General features: G+C 36.7%; 11 protein-coding genes. 4 read left to right on the forward strand and 7 right to left on the reverse strand.

Translation table 11 applies throughout. The annotated features are described in order from the left end of the window. Positions 1-75 precede the first annotated feature (75 nt). From ERX46_RS13920 to ERX46_RS13945, 6 genes are all read right to left on the reverse strand, one after another. The gene (locus ERX46_RS13920; RefSeq protein WP_130094486.1) at positions 76-1047 is read right to left on the reverse strand and encodes an NAD(P)-dependent oxidoreductase; all 972 of its coding nucleotides are present in this window, start codon (positions 1045-1047) and stop codon (positions 76-78) included. A 224-nt stretch (positions 1048-1271) separates the two neighbouring features. Further along, positions 1272-5621 (reverse strand): collagen-like domain-containing protein, encoded by a 4350-nt coding sequence (locus tag ERX46_RS13925; RefSeq protein ID WP_130094487.1) that lies wholly within the window; start codon positions 5619-5621, stop codon positions 1272-1274. Positions 5622-5632: 11 nt separating this feature from the next. Then, positions 5633-6256, reverse strand: a complete 624-nt coding sequence (locus ERX46_RS13930; protein WP_130094488.1) for a hypothetical protein — start codon at positions 6254-6256, stop codon at positions 5633-5635. 3 nt (positions 6257-6259) lie between these two features. Beyond that, positions 6260-6742, reverse strand: coding sequence for a T9SS type A sorting domain-containing protein (locus ERX46_RS13935; RefSeq protein ID WP_130094489.1), 483 nt, complete (start codon positions 6740-6742; stop codon positions 6260-6262). Positions 6743-6867: 125 nt separating this feature from the next. After that, positions 6868-8685, reverse strand: coding sequence for an excinuclease ABC subunit UvrC (uvrC, locus tag ERX46_RS13940; protein WP_130094490.1), 1818 nt, complete (start codon positions 8683-8685; stop codon positions 6868-6870). A gap of 124 nt (positions 8686-8809) precedes the next feature. Continuing rightward, complete coding sequence (locus ERX46_RS13945) at positions 8810-9319, reverse strand: DUF2480 family protein (RefSeq protein WP_130094491.1); 510 nt, start codon at positions 9317-9319, stop codon at positions 8810-8812. 396 nt (positions 9320-9715) lie between these two features. Between ERX46_RS13945 and menA the strand changes: the two genes are divergently transcribed. After that, positions 9716-10612, forward strand: a complete 897-nt coding sequence (gene menA / locus ERX46_RS13950; RefSeq protein WP_130094492.1) for a 1,4-dihydroxy-2-naphthoate octaprenyltransferase — start codon at positions 9716-9718, stop codon at positions 10610-10612. Then, complete coding sequence (locus ERX46_RS13955; RefSeq protein WP_130094493.1) at positions 10609-11646, forward strand: o-succinylbenzoate synthase; 1038 nt, start codon at positions 10609-10611, stop codon at positions 11644-11646. The genes menA and ERX46_RS13955 overlap by 4 nt, the downstream gene beginning before the upstream one ends. A gap of 168 nt (positions 11647-11814) precedes the next feature. Here the strand turns inward: ERX46_RS13955 and ERX46_RS13960 are convergent, their stop codons facing one another. Beyond that, positions 11815-13206: a M20/M25/M40 family metallo-hydrolase gene (locus tag ERX46_RS13960; RefSeq protein ID WP_130094494.1), complete on the reverse strand. Its 1392-nt coding sequence runs from the start codon at positions 13204-13206 to the stop codon at positions 11815-11817. Between the two features lie 224 nt (positions 13207-13430). Here ERX46_RS13960 and ERX46_RS13965 point away from each other — a divergent pair, with 224 nt between their 5' ends. Then, entirely contained in the window at positions 13431-13805 is a 375-nt protein-coding gene (locus ERX46_RS13965; protein WP_130094495.1) for a hypothetical protein, read from the forward strand. 281 nt (positions 13806-14086) lie between these two features. Then, entirely contained in the window at positions 14087-15325 is a 1239-nt protein-coding gene (locus ERX46_RS13970) for a histidine kinase dimerization/phosphoacceptor domain -containing protein (protein WP_165366240.1), read from the forward strand. The last annotated feature ends 180 nt before the right edge of the window (positions 15326-15505 follow it).

Raw genomic sequence — 15505 nt, forward strand, 5'->3', positions numbered from 1 at the left:
TTCGCAAAGTTTCGCAGAGAAAGAAAAGTAGGATTATGCCGGGATTCGCAAGAGTCTCGCCTCACCACTCACTACTCAAATCTCTCTTATTACTGCTGATAAGCCCTGCAATTTGAAAAACTCCAACACCTTATCAGCCAATACATCACTCAATTTAAAATAACTTTCAACAGTCCAACCTCCAACATGTGGAGAAAATAAAACCTTATCAGAAGCTAAAAGTGCATTGAACTCAAGATTCTCATCTCCAGAGATTGTTTTTTCAAACGAAGCACTTTCATATTCTAAAACATCTAAACAAGCTCCTTTTATTTTTCCTAAGTTTAGTCCTTTGAGTAGGGCAGAAGTGCTTACAATTTTTCCTCTAGCTAAATTGATGACATAAATTGGATTAACAAAAGTATTGAAGAAGGCCTCATCCGCCAAGAACATTGTTTCTTCGTTTTGTGGAATGTGAAATGAAATTACATCTGCTTCCATAAAGATACTTTCCATGGTTGCCGCTTGTGCATATTGATTTCCGTAATCTTTTTTGTATTTATCGTAAGCCAAAACTTTCACATCAAATCCAGCTAGTTTCTTGGCGAATGCTCCACCGTTATTTCCGTAACCGATAATTCCAACAGTTTTTCCATCGAGTTCAATTCCACGATTTCCTTCTCTGTCCCAAATTCCCTGACGAACTTCCTTATCTCCTTTTTTTAGATTATTGAATAAAGAAAGTAACATTCCTAAAGCATGTTCACCAACAGCATTTCTATTTCCTTCCGGCGCATTAAAACATTGGATGTTGTGTTTTTCGGTGTAATCTAAATCGATGTTTTCCATTCCCGCTCCACTTCTTGCAATGAATTTTAATTGCGTTCCGTGTTTCAAAAAATCTTTATTCATCGGAAAACGTGAACGAATCACAACACCATCCATTTTTGGGATTTCTGAAATGCATTTTTCACGCGTCCAAGATGTTCCATCAATACATTTGAATCCTTTTTCTGTTAAACGTTCTTCTAAAATTGGGTGAACTGTGTCTATGAATAGTACTTGCATGATGATGTTTTATTGTTCTTTTTTCGCTTCAAAAAAGAAGGTTGTTTTGCCCGAAATTTAATGATTTATATTCAATTTTAGAGCTTCACTTAATGAAAAGTCAGTTGGTGTTTTTAGGTTAGAAAATCTATTGGATTATTTATTTCTGAAACAAAAAAAAGTTGGCCAGAATTTCTTCCGACCAACTTTAATTCAAATATGATATTAATTTGAGTTATTTCTATTTATTTTTTCTCATTATAGAAAATACCTTTACTTGCTGGTTGGTCATAAAGTCCAGGCATAAAATACTTTCCTTTTTGACTGTCTTTTTTATCCAATTCAACTTCACGATTTTGCGGATGCTTTTGCAAGAATTTGTCATTTCTTTCTGCGTAAACTGTCCAAGATACTTTCAACCCTGATGTTCCTCCAGCGATAACGAAAACACCGTTGTTTAACTCTTCTTTAATATAAAGTTGAGCATATCCACCAACAGGAGTTAAGTTGTAGCTTGGGTTTTTATTAATCGCTTCATAGTAGTCAGGCATTGTGATAATCGCTTCACCATTTGCGTCAAAAACAGCGTTTCCTCTGTAAATATTTAACACTTCATTTGATTCTGTAGAGAAGTGACGTAACACTTTGTTTTCAGGATCTGTTGGGTGATCTATTTGGAAAGTTTTTGTTCCAGATGCACCAAGGTTTCCATTTGCGAAAACACCGAATGTATTAGGATCTGCGCCTAAATCATGATCTTGACCAACTACACCATTGTCTCCAATACCTAAAAGTCCTTGACCACCAACAGTTCTTAGGTTTTCACCATAAATAGCTGCATCAGAACTGCTTCCAGTACTTGCTTGGCCATGGATAGCATAAGCTGCTCCAGTTGTTTTTCCAGCTATTGCAGATCCAGTTGCAGCTGTTGAATTTGTAGTTACTTCAAATGCTCCAGCGTCTGCGGTAATAATTCTACCACTTCCCGCTCCGCCAAAATCATAAGCTTGGTCTAAAGTTCCAACTGGAGGTAGTGTAACAGTGTTACCACCTGTGATTGTTAAATTATTTCCAGTCACAGATAAAGTCTGTGCATCGGGTCCAGCTATTCCTTGTTGTCCCATAGGTCCTTGAATTCCTTGTGGTCCTTGTGATCCATTAGATCCCGAAGGTCCTTGTGGTCCTGTCATTCCTGTTGCTCCAATAGGTCCAGAGGTACCTTGAGATCCTTGTGGTCCCTGAACACCTTGTGGTCCCATATTTCCTTGAGGACCTTGTGGGCCTTGGGGTCCAGTAGCGCCAGTTGCACCATCGTTTCCATTAACACCAGGCATTCCTTGAGCACCTGTATTTCCTGTTAAACCGATTGGTCCTTGTATTCCTTGTGATCCAGTAGTACCGTTATTTCCATCTTGAGCAACTATCTGCCAAGCAGTATTGTTCCAAACATAAGAAATTCCGTTTGTGCTGTTATAATATCCGTCATTTAGTGCTGGATTGTTAGGAGCAGTTGCAAGAGTACCAATCCAGTTGATGCTGATTCCATTTGTGCCGTTTATTCCATTTGTGCCATTGATTCCTGGAGTTCCTTGGGCACCAGTATTTCCTGTTAAACCGATTGGCCCTTGAGGTCCTTGTGCACCAGTTGCTCCTGTTGCACCGTCGTTTCCGTCAGCGCCATCAAATCCTGGTATTCCTTGCGCGCCAGTATTTCCTGTTAATCCAATTGGTCCTTGCGGTCCTTGTGAACCAGTTGCTCCTGTTGCACCGTCGTTTCCATCAGCACCTGGTATTCCTTGAGCACCCGTATTTCCTGTTAAACCGATTGGTCCTTGCGGTCCTTGTGAACCAGTTGCGCCTGTTGCGCCGTCATTTCCATCAGCTCCTGGTATTCCTTGAGCACCAGTATTTCCTGTTAAACCAATTTGTCCTTGCGGTCCTTGTGAACCAGTTGCGCCTGTTGCACCGTCATTACCATCAGCACCCGGTATTCCTTGCGCGCCAGTGTTTCCTGTTAAACCGATTGGTCCTTGCGGTCCTTGCGAACCAGTTGCTCCTGTTGCACCATCGTTTCCGTCTTGCGCAATTATTTGCCAAGCAGTATTGTTCCAAACATAAGAGACTCCGTTTGTGCTGTTATAATATCCGTCATTTAAAGCAGGATTAGTAGGAGCGGTTATAAAACCACCAAGCCAATTTATTCCAACTCCATTTGTTCCATCAATTCCATTTGTACCATTTGTCCCCGAATTTCCTTGTGCACCAGTGTTTCCTGTTAAACCAATTGGTCCTTGCGGTCCTTGTGAACCAGTTGCACCAGTTGCTCCGTCGTTTCCGTTTGTACCATTTGTTCCCGGATTTCCTTGCGCACCAGTATTTCCTGTTAATCCAATCTGTCCTTGAGGTCCTTGTGAACCCGTCGCACCAGTAGCACCGTCGTTTCCATCTTGCGCAATTATTTGCCAGGCAGTTCCGTTCCACACATAAGAAACTCCGTTTGTGCTGTTATAATATCCGTCATTTAAAGCAGGATTAGTAGGAGCGGTTATAAAACCACCAAGCCAATTGATTCCAACTCCATTTATTCCATTTGTTCCATTTATTCCATCAATTCCATTTGTACCATTTGTACCATTTGTTCCCGGATTTCCTTGTGCACCAGTGTTTCCTGTTAATCCAATTGTTCCTTGAGGTCCTTGTGAACCAGTCGCACCAGTTGCTCCGTCGTTTCCGTCTTGAGCAATTATTTGCCAAGCAGTATTGTTCCAAACGTAAGAAACCCCGTTTGTGCTGTTATAATATCCGTCATTCAAAGCAGGGTTAGCAGGAGCAGTTATAAAACCACCTAGCCAATTGATTCCAACACCATTTGTTCCGTTTGTACCATTTGTTCCCGGATTTCCTTGCGCACCAGTATTTCCTGTTAATCCAATCTGTCCTTGAGGTCCTTGTGAACCAGTTGCACCAGTAGCACCGTCATTTCCATCTTGAGCAATTATTTGCCAGGCAGTATTGTTCCAAACATAAGAGACTCCGTTTGTGCTGTTATAATATCCGTCATTCAAAGCAGGGTTAGCAGGAGCAGTTATAAAACCACCTAGCCAATTGATTCCAACACCATTTGTTCCGTTTGTACCATTTGTTCCCGGATTTCCTTGTGCACCAGTGTTTCCTGTTAATCCAATTTGTCCTTGGGGTCCTTGTGAACCAGTTGCGCCAGTTGCGCCGTCATTTCCGTTCGTACCATTTGTTCCCGGATTTCCTTGCGCACCAGTGTTTCCTGTTAATCCAATTTGTCCTTGGGGTCCTTGTGGTCCTGTAGCACCAGTTGCACCGTCGTTTCCGTCAGCGCCATCAATTCCTGGTATTCCTTGAGCACCAGTATTTCCTGTTAAACCAATTTGTCCTTGAGGTCCTTGTGCGCCAGTTGCTCCTGTTGCACCATTATTTCCATTTGTACCATTTATACCGGGAATTCCTTGCGAACCTGTGTTTCCTGTTAAACCAATTGGCCCTTGATTTCCTTGAGGTCCAGTAGCGCCTGTAGCGCCGTCATTTCCGTCTGTACCATCAACACCAGCAATTCCTTGCGAACCTGTGTTTCCTGTTAAACCAATTGGTCCTTGAATCCCCTGTGGTCCAGTATTACCAGTAGCACCATCGTTTCCATCTTGAGCAACTATTTGCCAAGCAGTTCCATTCCACACATAGGAAATTCCATTTGTGCTGTTATAATATCCATCATTCAATGTTGGGGTAGCGGGAGCAGTTGTAAAACCACCAAGCCAGTTGATGCTTACTCCATTTGTACCATTAACACCCGGAGTTCCTTGAGAGCCTGTGTTTCCTGTTAAACCGATTTGACCTTGAACTCCTTGAGGTCCAGTAGCACCAGTCGCCCCATCGTTTCCATCTTGAGCAACTATTTGCCAAGCTGTTCCATTCCACACATAGGAAATTCCATTTGTGCTGTTATAATATCCGTTATTGAATGCAGGATTAGCAGGGGCAGTTGTAAGATCACCAAGCCAGTTGATGCTTATTCCATCTAAACCGTCAACCCCATCTTCACCACCTGTAGGTACTGTGTAGGTTTCACCATTTTCTAAATTAAATGTAATAGAAGCTCCTTCATTATTAATTATTTCCTTTACACCATTACCAGCTTTTTCAGAATATAAAGCATAAGGAACACTCCATATTTGTTGGGTTCCCATAGTATTGTAATTCCCACTAATATCAAGATCTACTTTTAAGAAATGTAGTCCAGTATTCCAATCAATAGAAGGGAAGTCAGCAGCACTTAGTTGAAAACCGTTTCCAATAATTAGATTAAATAATCCATTCTCATCAGTATCCGTGGTGTGTTCTTCACTGTAAATTACATTTCCGTTGGCTTGATCTTTAACAATCGTAAATCGTACCTTGATGGTTTGATTTGCTAGAGGAAGAGAAGATATATCTGATCCAGGAACCTCTATACTTGTTGTGTTATAAGCAACTGCTTGATAATTCACCCCTTGTGGTGGGGCTTGTGCAAGCGTCATTGTGGCAAATAAAAACGCTGTTAGTCCTGTTAATATTAATTTTTTCATAGTAATAAATATTATAGTGAAATTCCTAGGCTCAGCATTACACCGTGGTATAGATTTCTAGTTTTTTGATTATTTGCATCATTTTCAATATGGTTTAGTCCTATCCCGTAACGGTATTCAAGTCCAATATATAAGGTGCTTGAAATTTTTACCGTACCATTTAATATTCCCATTCCACTAAATTCATATGGAATCATTGAAGCTTCTTCTTTAATGTCTAAACGGACGTTTCCGTATTCCTGTTCACCATTTAGCATATATCCAACACCAAAAGCAATTCCTGACTGAAGTTTGAAGTCTTCGATATCGATAATGGAATACAGATAACCAATATTGAAATTCATATAATTCATTTTCCAATTCATCTGATTTCCATTGAATATTGTTTTTGCTCCAGCTTGACGGAATATAGCCTCAAGTCGAATATTGTGACGTCCATTTTCTAAGGCACCATTTATTCCAAATGCATTTAACATTACATATTTTAATGTCTCATCTTTTTGATTTTCAGAATTTTTGAAAGTAAAAGTGCTAAATTGCTTTCCTCCGATTAAATTAACAGTGTACATGTTGAAGTCTTGAGCTATAGCTGTATAGCTTAGAAGGAAGGCGAAAATTATGAATAGTTTTCTCATAAGTTAAAGTATAATTATTTTTGTTGTTCCAGTTTTACCTATTGAATCCTTTAGTTGAAGAATGTAACTTCCTGCAGGGAGATTGAAGTTAAATAGATGTGTTCCTGCAGTTGAAAGTTTGTTTTCAGAATAGATTCGACCCTGATTATCAAATAATCGGTATTTTATCTCGCCATAAATTCGTTCATCAAATTGAATAGAAAAAGATCCGTGGTTTGGATTTGGATACAAAATGAATTGCAAGCCTTTTTTGTCGTGAATAAGGTGGTTATTGGTTTGCTGAAACCCTTGACGTAACTCAATGGATAGCTCTGTAGAGTTGAAAACAGAATAGTTACTCGACTGTCCAGCAGTTTGAGTTAATCTAATTCCATTCTTCTGAACCGAGTTCCCAAAGGAGTTTAAGCTACTTCGGGCAATGCTTTGAGCGTAAGATGTTGATGCAAAGCAGAATATTGTTATTAATGATAGTAGTTTAAATCCCATGGTAGTAATATTGTAGACTAAAGTATGAATTTTTTCTAAAATGGAACAATAAAAAAACAGTAGGTTTTAAAATACTTAACTACCCTGTGAATATAGGTAAGTGAAGTGTGTTTTGTTAATTCTTGTTAACTAGGTAATTGCTCTTTACTGTTGAAATGATTTAGCAATATTTTAGCTTTTGAGTTTCCAATAATGGCTGTTAATTCTTTTTCACTCGCCGCTTTAATTTTTGAAACAGTCTTAAAATGTTTCATTAAATCTTCTTGGGTTTTGTCTCCTATTCCTTTAATTTGAATAAGCTCAGAAACCAATGCTCCTTTACTGCGGCGATTTCTGTGGTGTTCAATTCCGAATCTGTGCGCTTCGTTTCGCATGTGCTGAATCACTTTTAGACTCTCACTTTTCTTGTCAATATACAGAGGGATGTTATCTCCTGGGAAAAATATTTCTTCTAGTCTTTTCGCAATTCCTACAATTGGAATTTTTCCACGCAAACCTAGTTTTTCAAGAGCATCTAATCCTGCACTTAATTGACCTTTTCCACCATCCACAATTACAAGTTGCGGTAAATCTTGACCTTCTTCAACCATTCTTTTGTATCGGCGATAAAGTGCTTCACGCATGGATTCATAATCATCTGGACCTTCAACGGTTTTGATGTTGAAATGACGATAATCTTTTTTGCTTGGTCTTCCATTTCGAAAAACTACACATGCCGAAACTGGATTCGTTCCTTGAATATTTGAGTTATCAAAGCATTCCATGTGAACAGGCAATTCTTTCAATCTAAAATCAGATTGTATCGTTTTAAGTAGTCTTTCAACCTTTATTTCTGGGTTTTTAAGTGCTTCTTGTTTCTTTTGCTGTAACTTGAAATATTTTGCATTTCGCTGAGAAAGATCCAACAAATGTTTTTTATCTCCTCGTTGCGGAGTGAAAAATGTTAATCCATCCAATTTGAAATCCTCTGCATTTTCAATCAATATTTCTGTCGACTGACTATGGAATTTCTCACGCATATCTAACAACGCGAAAATCAATATTTCTTCGTCTGTCTCATCTAATTTCGTCTTGACTTCAACCGTAAAACCATTAATGATTGTTCCATTATTAATTACCAAGTAATTGACGAAAGCTTTGTTCTCCGATCTTTCTATGGTAATCACATCTACTTGATGAATGGTAGGAGAAACAACGGTAGATTTCGCTCTGTATTTTTCTAATGCTAGAATTTTCTGTTTCGTTTCTTGGGCCTCCTCAAAAGCAAATCGCTCAGCTGAATCTTGCATTTTGTCTTTCAACATGCGGATAACAGAAGAAATATTTCCTTTTACAATGTGTTCGATTTGATCAATATATTCATTGTAATCGGATTCTTTTTCCTTTCCAACGCAAGGAGCTTTACAATTTCCGATATGATATTCTAAACAAACTTTATATTTTCCATCATCGATTTTGCTTTGACTTAAATCATAATTGCAATTGCGCAAAGGATAAAGTTCACGCATCAATTCCAATAAAGTATTCACCACATAAACCGAAGGATAAGGTCCAAAATATTTAGAACCATCTTTAATTACTCTTCGCGTAGTAAAAACCCTTGGAAATCGTTCGTTTTTGATACAAATCCAAGGATAAGTTTTGTCGTCTTTAAGTGCAATATTGTACTTGGGTAAATACTTTTTTATGAGGTTGTTTTCCAATAACAAAGCATCCGTTTCGTTATCCACAACAATGTAATGCATGTCGTGAATCTTACGAACTAAAATTCTTGTTTTGGCTGTGTCGTGATTTTTAGTAAAATATGAATTCACCCTTTTTTTAAGGTTCTTCGCTTTCCCAATATAAATGATTTTTCCAGTATCATCAAAATACTGATATACACCAGGCTTTTCTGGTAATGTTTTAATCTTCTCGTTGAGTTTGTTTAACCTTTCTGACACTTTGTAAAGATATTGATTATATGAGAATGGGTTGTGAATTAGATTGGGACATTTTTAATTTTTTGGTATTTGAACTATTGTAGAGACCCACGGCCGTGCGTCTCTACAATAGTTCAAATTTTCGTTAGTTTTTCTTTCTTTTATATACCGGTACCGTAGAACAAGGCTCACCATACATTATACTTTTCGAAACTGGCTGTAAGTGTTTTACCAATTCAGACATCGCAAAAGCAGGATGCGCAACATCAGAACAACCTTTAATAATTAATCTTCCATCGGTATATTCTTCCAAATCTAACTTTGAGATATTTTGAAGTATTAATTGCTTCTCCACTTCAGATTTATCACCAACAAAAGCAGTAACGCCATGTTCTTGAAGTTTTGAAATTACCAACATAAAAGCCCAAGTTGGAATAATTGCATCAGCAGAGCAAAAAACACCAATCATCTTTCCTTCGTATTGATTCCAATCATTTTCCTTGACAAATTCACGAAAGTCTTTTTCTTTCAAAGCCAAGCCTTGCCATAAATTTTCTTTCAAGTCGATAGTTTCGATAGTTTCTTTTGGCTTGAAACTCGCTAAATCAAGCTGTATCAAACCACTTTGCTGAATCTTATTTACAATCTCTGCCATTTTATTTTTGTTATCTGTGCTTTCTGTGAATATAGACAAAATTAGGAGAAGTTTGTTTAAAAGAGAGTGAATCACATGGTAAGTTTTAGGAGTTAGAAAAGTTGTTTGTCTCCCGCAGATTTTCGCAGATTCCGCAGATCATTTTTTTGGTAGGGTTGGCAGGGCTGGTAGGTTTCCCGCAGAATTTCTTGTATAAATTATTCTTTTCTTGCTGGCTATCAGCACTCTTCTCACTAAACCTCTTTTTCTTCTTCTTCTACTTCTTTCTTTTTCCCTGCGAATCTCTGCACCTCTGCGTATCTCCGCGTAACTTTTCTATACCACCGGCATTCCTCTCTCCTAAAACTTTAAACCCTTTATCTTCCTTTCTTTAATTTAAATTGTGATTTTTGTATCATGGAAATAAAAAGTTGGATTCACGCAGCTCGATTAAGAACTTTGCCGCTGTCACTTTCTGGAATTATAGTAGGGAGTTTTGTTGCATACAAACAGGGCTTTTGGGATACGCGTATTTTTACTTTGGCTATATTAACTACCTTATTCCTTCAAATACTTTCCAACTTCGCCAACGATTTAGGGGATAGCTATAAAGGAGCAGACAATGAAGGACGTGTTGGACCAATGCGAGCAATTCAATCAGGAAAAATAACACAAAAAGGAATGATAATCGGCTCGGTTATAATGTCGTTACTTTCCTTGGTAACCGCAATTCCATTGATCATTATTGGTACAACAGAAATGCCATCTTCCGTACTTTGGGTTTATGTTGTACTGGCATTATTGAGCGTTCTCGCTGCTATCACTTACACGGTAGGTAAAAAAGCTTACGGCTACAGCGGAATGGGTGATGTGATGGTTTTCATCTTTTTCGGATTGGTTAGCGTGCTAGGAGTTTACACTTTATTTGCTAAAGATTTCGACTGGAGTTTACTCGGATTAGCTTACGGAATAGGGTTCTTAAGCATAGCCGTTTTGAATTTAAACAACATGCGAGATCACGAAAACGATAAATTGGTTAATAAAAGAACCATCGTTGTTGCCATGGGATTCGAGAAAGCAAAAATCTATCAAACGACATTAATTATAGGTTCATTTGTTGGAATTTTGACCTTTATATTGGTCAATCAATGGTGGTTAAGTTTAATCGCTTTATTGCCTTATATTATTCTCATAAAACACCTGACTAAAGTTTGGAAAACAAACATTCCTCAAACACTAGATCCTGAATTAAAGAAAGTGGCCTTATCTACTTTTGCGATTTCTATTCTCTTTTTAATTTCCACAGTAATATGAGTTTAAAAGCCAGTTTTGAAAAAAAAGTATTTGAATTTAAACGTCCAAGCGGAACAAGCAGAGGAGTTTTAACCAAAAAAAAAGCATGGTTCATTACTGTTTGGAATCAAGATAATCCTGATGTCAAAGGAGTAGGAGAGTGCAGCATTATCCCTGGACTTTCACCAGATTATGAAAACGATGAAGCTTACGAGAAAGTCATAAAAGCTGTCGCAGAAGATGCCGATAGTTTCTCATTAAATATTGAAGAACTCAAAGATTTTCCATCTATCTACTTCGGATTAGAAATGGCGCTCTTAGATTTAAAAAACGGAGGAAAAGGAATCTATTTCGACACACCTTTCACCCAAGGAAAACAAGCGTTGCCAATCAACGGATTAATTTGGATGGGAGATGAGGAGTTTATGCAATCTCAAATCACCCAAAAACTAGAAGAAGGATTCTCCTGCATCAAAATGAAAATTGGAGCAATAGATTTCGAAAAAGAATTAGAAATTCTAGCTGGAATCCGAAAACAAGTATCTGCAAAAGAAATAACATTAAGAGTCGATGCCAACGGAGCATTCACCCCAGAAGATGCACCAGGAAAACTAGAAAGATTAAACAAATTTGAATTACATTCAATAGAACAACCAATAAAACAAGGTCAGGTAGAAGAAATGCAAAAACTCTGCGCTAAAAACATTCTACCAATAGCATTAGATGAAGAATTAATAGGAATGAATGATTTAGAAGAAAAAAAACAGCTCCTAGACAAAGTCCAACCTCAATACATAATCCTAAAACCAAGCCTAATAGGAGGGTTCAAAGGATCAAAAGAATGGATCAAACTAGCCGAAGAAAGAAATATTCCATGGTGGATAACTAGCGCCCTAGAATCAAATGTAGGACTAGATGCAATTGCACAATTCACCAGCACATATAAAATAACTCTACCCCAAGGACTAGGAACCGGAGCACTTTACACCAACAACACACCAAGCCCATTAAAAGTAGAAAACGGAGAACTAAGAAGAGGTCGGAGGCGAGAGTGAGAGTAAGGAAGAGGAAGAGAAAGAGAGCGAAGGATTCAACAATACAGAAACAATTTATTCAACTAACCAACTAACCCAAACCAACCCAAACCAACATCCCCCCCCCCAAAAAAAAATAAAAATCTGCGAAATCCGCGAAAATCTGCGTGAACCCAGAGCCACAGGCTCCTAATAATACCTATCCAACAACCACAACAGCCCACTCAAACTCCCAGCCCCCAATTCCAACTCCCTCTTATTCACATTCTCAAAAACATCATTCGCATTATGATGAAAATCAAAATAACGCTGACTATCCGGAACAAAACCAATCAAACCAATCCCTTCAAATTCATTCTTCAACGGCCCAATATCAACCCCACCATATCCAAATTCAAAATGATGAATCAAATAAGGCTTAAACAACTTCTCAAACGAACGAATCAAATCCAAATGCTTTTGTTTTCCATCAACAGAAAATCCACGAGGCGAAAAACCACCACGATCACTTTCAATTGCCAAAATATGATGCTCTCCACTCGCTTTTACCTTCTTGGCATAAGTTTTTCCACCCATGTTTCCATTTTCCTCATTCATAAAGAAAACAACACGTAAAGTATTTTTAGGCTTATAATTTAACTCTTTTAAAATCCTTAACGCCTCCATCGAATGAACAATTCCAGCACCATCATCATGTGCGCCTTCGCCAATATCCCATGAATCCAAATGTCCACCAATTGTGATAATATTATTCGGATTTTCTGATCCTTTCAATTCTGCAATCACATTATGAGATTTTTTATCAGGTAAAACTTTGCAATCCATTTCAAAATAAAAAGTCAATTTACCTTTACTTTCATTTAATAGATTCTCTAAAGCAGTTGCATCATTTGTGGATAAAGCCGCCGCAGGAATCTTCTTCAAGCCCTCTTCATACTGCATCGTTCCCGTGTGTGGATGATCATGTTCGCTTAAACTCAAAGATCTGATGATAACAGCTTTTGCACCTAATTTTGCCGCATCAATTGCACCTAAACCTCTAATTGGATAACAAGCTCCATAAGCACTAAAAGTGGTAATCATTTTTTGATCCATCGGTTGAGAAATAAAGACGATTTTTCCTTCTACATCCTTTTTATTGGCTTTCAATAATGCGTCTCTATTTTTAAACATTACTATTTCACCTTCCATGATTCCATTTGTTGGAACAGATCCACCCAAAGCAAGAATATTAACTTTCGTGATTTTACCATCCTTAGACTGATAATAACCATTTTCCTTCGTTCCTCGCTCCCAATGTGGAACCATAACTTCTTGAAAATATACGGTATCAAAATCATATTTTTTCAGTCGGTGATATCCCCATTGAACAGCCATTTCTGCACTTACAGAGCCAGAAAGTCTTGCGCCAATGTCTTTACATAAACTGCGTAAATCTTCATAAGCATGACCATTTTCTAATGCTTCTGAATAAATCTTGCGCAGCATAACGCTATCTTCCGCATGATTATTTTCTTGCGCATTGTGAACTGTGAAAAAACTCAAAGTTATAAATAAAGTAAGGACTATTTTGAATTGCATTTTATGTGTTTTTTAGATGCTGAAATTAACAATAAAAAATACAAGGTCGTTTGTCTGATCAATGTGTAAATAACGTTTTTCTAACTAATTATTTTTTAATACATTCGTTATTAAATACTTGTGCTCTTTTTGGTTTTCTATTCGGTTATAGTATCTTGTTAATCGAATCCTTTTGATTTCATGCAGATTCACTTAACTTTGTAACGTAATTAAATTCTAGAATTGTGAAGAATAAATTGAATAAAGGACTGCATTATTTATTATTGGTTGTGCTTATGGCCTCAGCATTATATGTGTTTGTTTATTACATGTTAGCAGATGAAATTCTTGATTTACGTACTTTGCCAACAGGATTTTTAATTGCTGTAATTGTTTACATTTTAGCTCAGTTGATCAAACGTTTTCTTCAAAAGAAAATGCCTTGGTACAACTGGTTATATTACCTAGGGTTAATTGCAGTTATTGTTCCGCTACCACTTTTTTCAGTGCAAGGAAATTGGGTTTTTTCTGTAACAAGATGGGGCTCTTTGTTTTTACTCATTCCACCTCTAATTGAGTTTTTAATTTTGGTTAAATCTAAACCCTCTGTGATAAGATAAACTTATTTTCACCTACTATTTTCTATAATTACTTAAGAATTTCCTTTGTTGAATTGGACTGATTCTCGGCTTGATTTATAACGTGAACAGGGTTATTAAAACACATTTTCGTTATATAAACTGTTGTACAAATCTATACATAAAAGTGTACAGAACGAAGAAAAAGTATAGTTGGTCGAATTTATTCGTATTATCATAGTTTTTGATGCGGTTAAATTTTAGTAATTTCTTACATTGCCGCTTATTCTGAACTATTTATGGTTGACGGACTCTTAAAAAATATGAAAAAAAAGGCTTTAGTGAATCAAGTAAACTTGTCACTACTTATAGACGTAATTCATAAATTTAGTCAGGATATTATATCTGCGAAAACAGAAGAAGAAGTATTTAAGATACTTGCGAATGAAGTATCCCAACAGATGGATTTTTTAGATTGTGTTATTTATAAAGTAGACAATCACAAAAATATACTTAGACAAGTTGCGGCATACGGACCTTCAAAAATTACCAATTCAGGATTCGAAAACCCATTAGAATTGAAATTTGGTCAAGGTCATGCTGGAAAAGTCGCTCAAACCGGACAAACTCTTTTAGTTGATGATGTTACAACAAGTAAGGATTATTTTCTTGATGTTGTTCAAGCGGGTTCTGAGCTAATTGTGCCTGTAAAGATTGACAATGTTGTATATGCTGTCATAACAAGTGAACATCCTGATAAATATTTTTATAAAGAAAATCATAAAAAATTACTCGAAGTTATCACTTCCATAGCCGTTGGTGCATTGGTTAAAATTCATGAAGCCGAGGAGTTAGGAATGGTTAAAGAAAAACTTGAAGTTGTTTTAGAGAGGAAAAGTTCTGATTTAGACATGGCTATTGAAACTTTATCAACTCAATATTCCAAGCTTAAATATCAACATGATAAACAAGAATCTTTATTTCAGGAGGTTCACCATCGTGTAACTAATAATCTTCAAATTATTTCAAGTATACTTCGTTTGTACATGAATCAAGATGATCCAAAATCGATAAATTCGCTTCAAGAAGTACATAATAGAGTACAAGCAATGGCTCTTATTTATCAAAACATCTATAAATCTATGGAGGTGAATATGGTAAATATCAACTCTTATCTTTATGATTTGATTAATTATCTAAAAAGTTCATCTTCTGGTAAAACGGTTTTCATCGAAGTAGATGTTGAATTTGATCATTTCGGGTTAGACGTATTAGTGCCCTTAGGACTTTATATCACCGAAGTATATTATTATTGGTTAAAACAACTTGGTGAAACAAATGAAATTAATCTTCGAATAAAATTATTAAAAGATAAAGGTGATTTCTCTTTCTGTTTTATAATTGAAGATGATGAAGCCAAACCATTTAAAGAGAAATTAGATTTAATGGAAGCAGAGGATGTTAGTTCAACTCTAATATCAGCATTAATTGAACAATTAGAAGGGAAGTTTACACAAGGTTTTCAAGATGGAAACTTCATGAGGCTTAGGTTTAATGCATAACAATTAGCAGATAAATTAAATCAGCTGATTTTCTATTTCCTTTTTCTCAACATATGTTTTATAGAAGTATTTTAATCGCCTTTTCATAAAAACCCTACAATTGTAACTTCGATCAGTGGTTATCTCAATTGGTAAAACCATTTTCCTTTTCCTTTTTTTTATTTGTTCATATTCTAAAAA

Source organism: Brumimicrobium glaciale (genome assembly GCF_004152935.1).
GTDB lineage: Bacteria > Bacteroidota > Bacteroidia > Flavobacteriales_D > Crocinitomicaceae > Brumimicrobium > Brumimicrobium glaciale.

What these genes read in the sequence shown, in the direction of transcription:
- ERX46_RS13920 (WP_130094486.1), bottom strand. Translation starts at nt 1,047, where the DNA reads ATGCAAGTACTATTCATAGACACAGTTCACCCAATTTTAGAAGAACGT.
- ERX46_RS13925 (WP_130094487.1), bottom strand. Translation starts at nt 5,621, where the DNA reads ATGAAAAAATTAATATTAACAGGACTAACAGCGTTTTTATTTGCCACA.
- ERX46_RS13930 (WP_130094488.1), bottom strand. Translation starts at nt 6,256, where the DNA reads ATGAGAAAACTATTCATAATTTTCGCCTTCCTTCTAAGCTATACAGCT.
- ERX46_RS13935 (WP_130094489.1), bottom strand. Translation starts at nt 6,742, where the DNA reads ATGGGATTTAAACTACTATCATTAATAACAATATTCTGCTTTGCATCA.
- ERX46_RS13945 (WP_130094491.1), bottom strand. Translation starts at nt 9,319, where the DNA reads ATGGCAGAGATTGTAAATAAGATTCAGCAAAGTGGTTTGATACAGCTT.
- menA (WP_130094492.1), top strand. Translation starts at nt 9,716, where the DNA reads ATGGAAATAAAAAGTTGGATTCACGCAGCTCGATTAAGAACTTTGCCG.
- ERX46_RS13955 (WP_130094493.1), top strand. Translation starts at nt 10,609, where the DNA reads ATGAGTTTAAAAGCCAGTTTTGAAAAAAAAGTATTTGAATTTAAACGT.
- ERX46_RS13960 (WP_130094494.1), bottom strand. Translation starts at nt 13,206, where the DNA reads ATGCAATTCAAAATAGTCCTTACTTTATTTATAACTTTGAGTTTTTTC.
- ERX46_RS13970 (WP_165366240.1), top strand. Translation starts at nt 14,087, where the DNA reads ATGAAAAAAAAGGCTTTAGTGAATCAAGTAAACTTGTCACTACTTATA.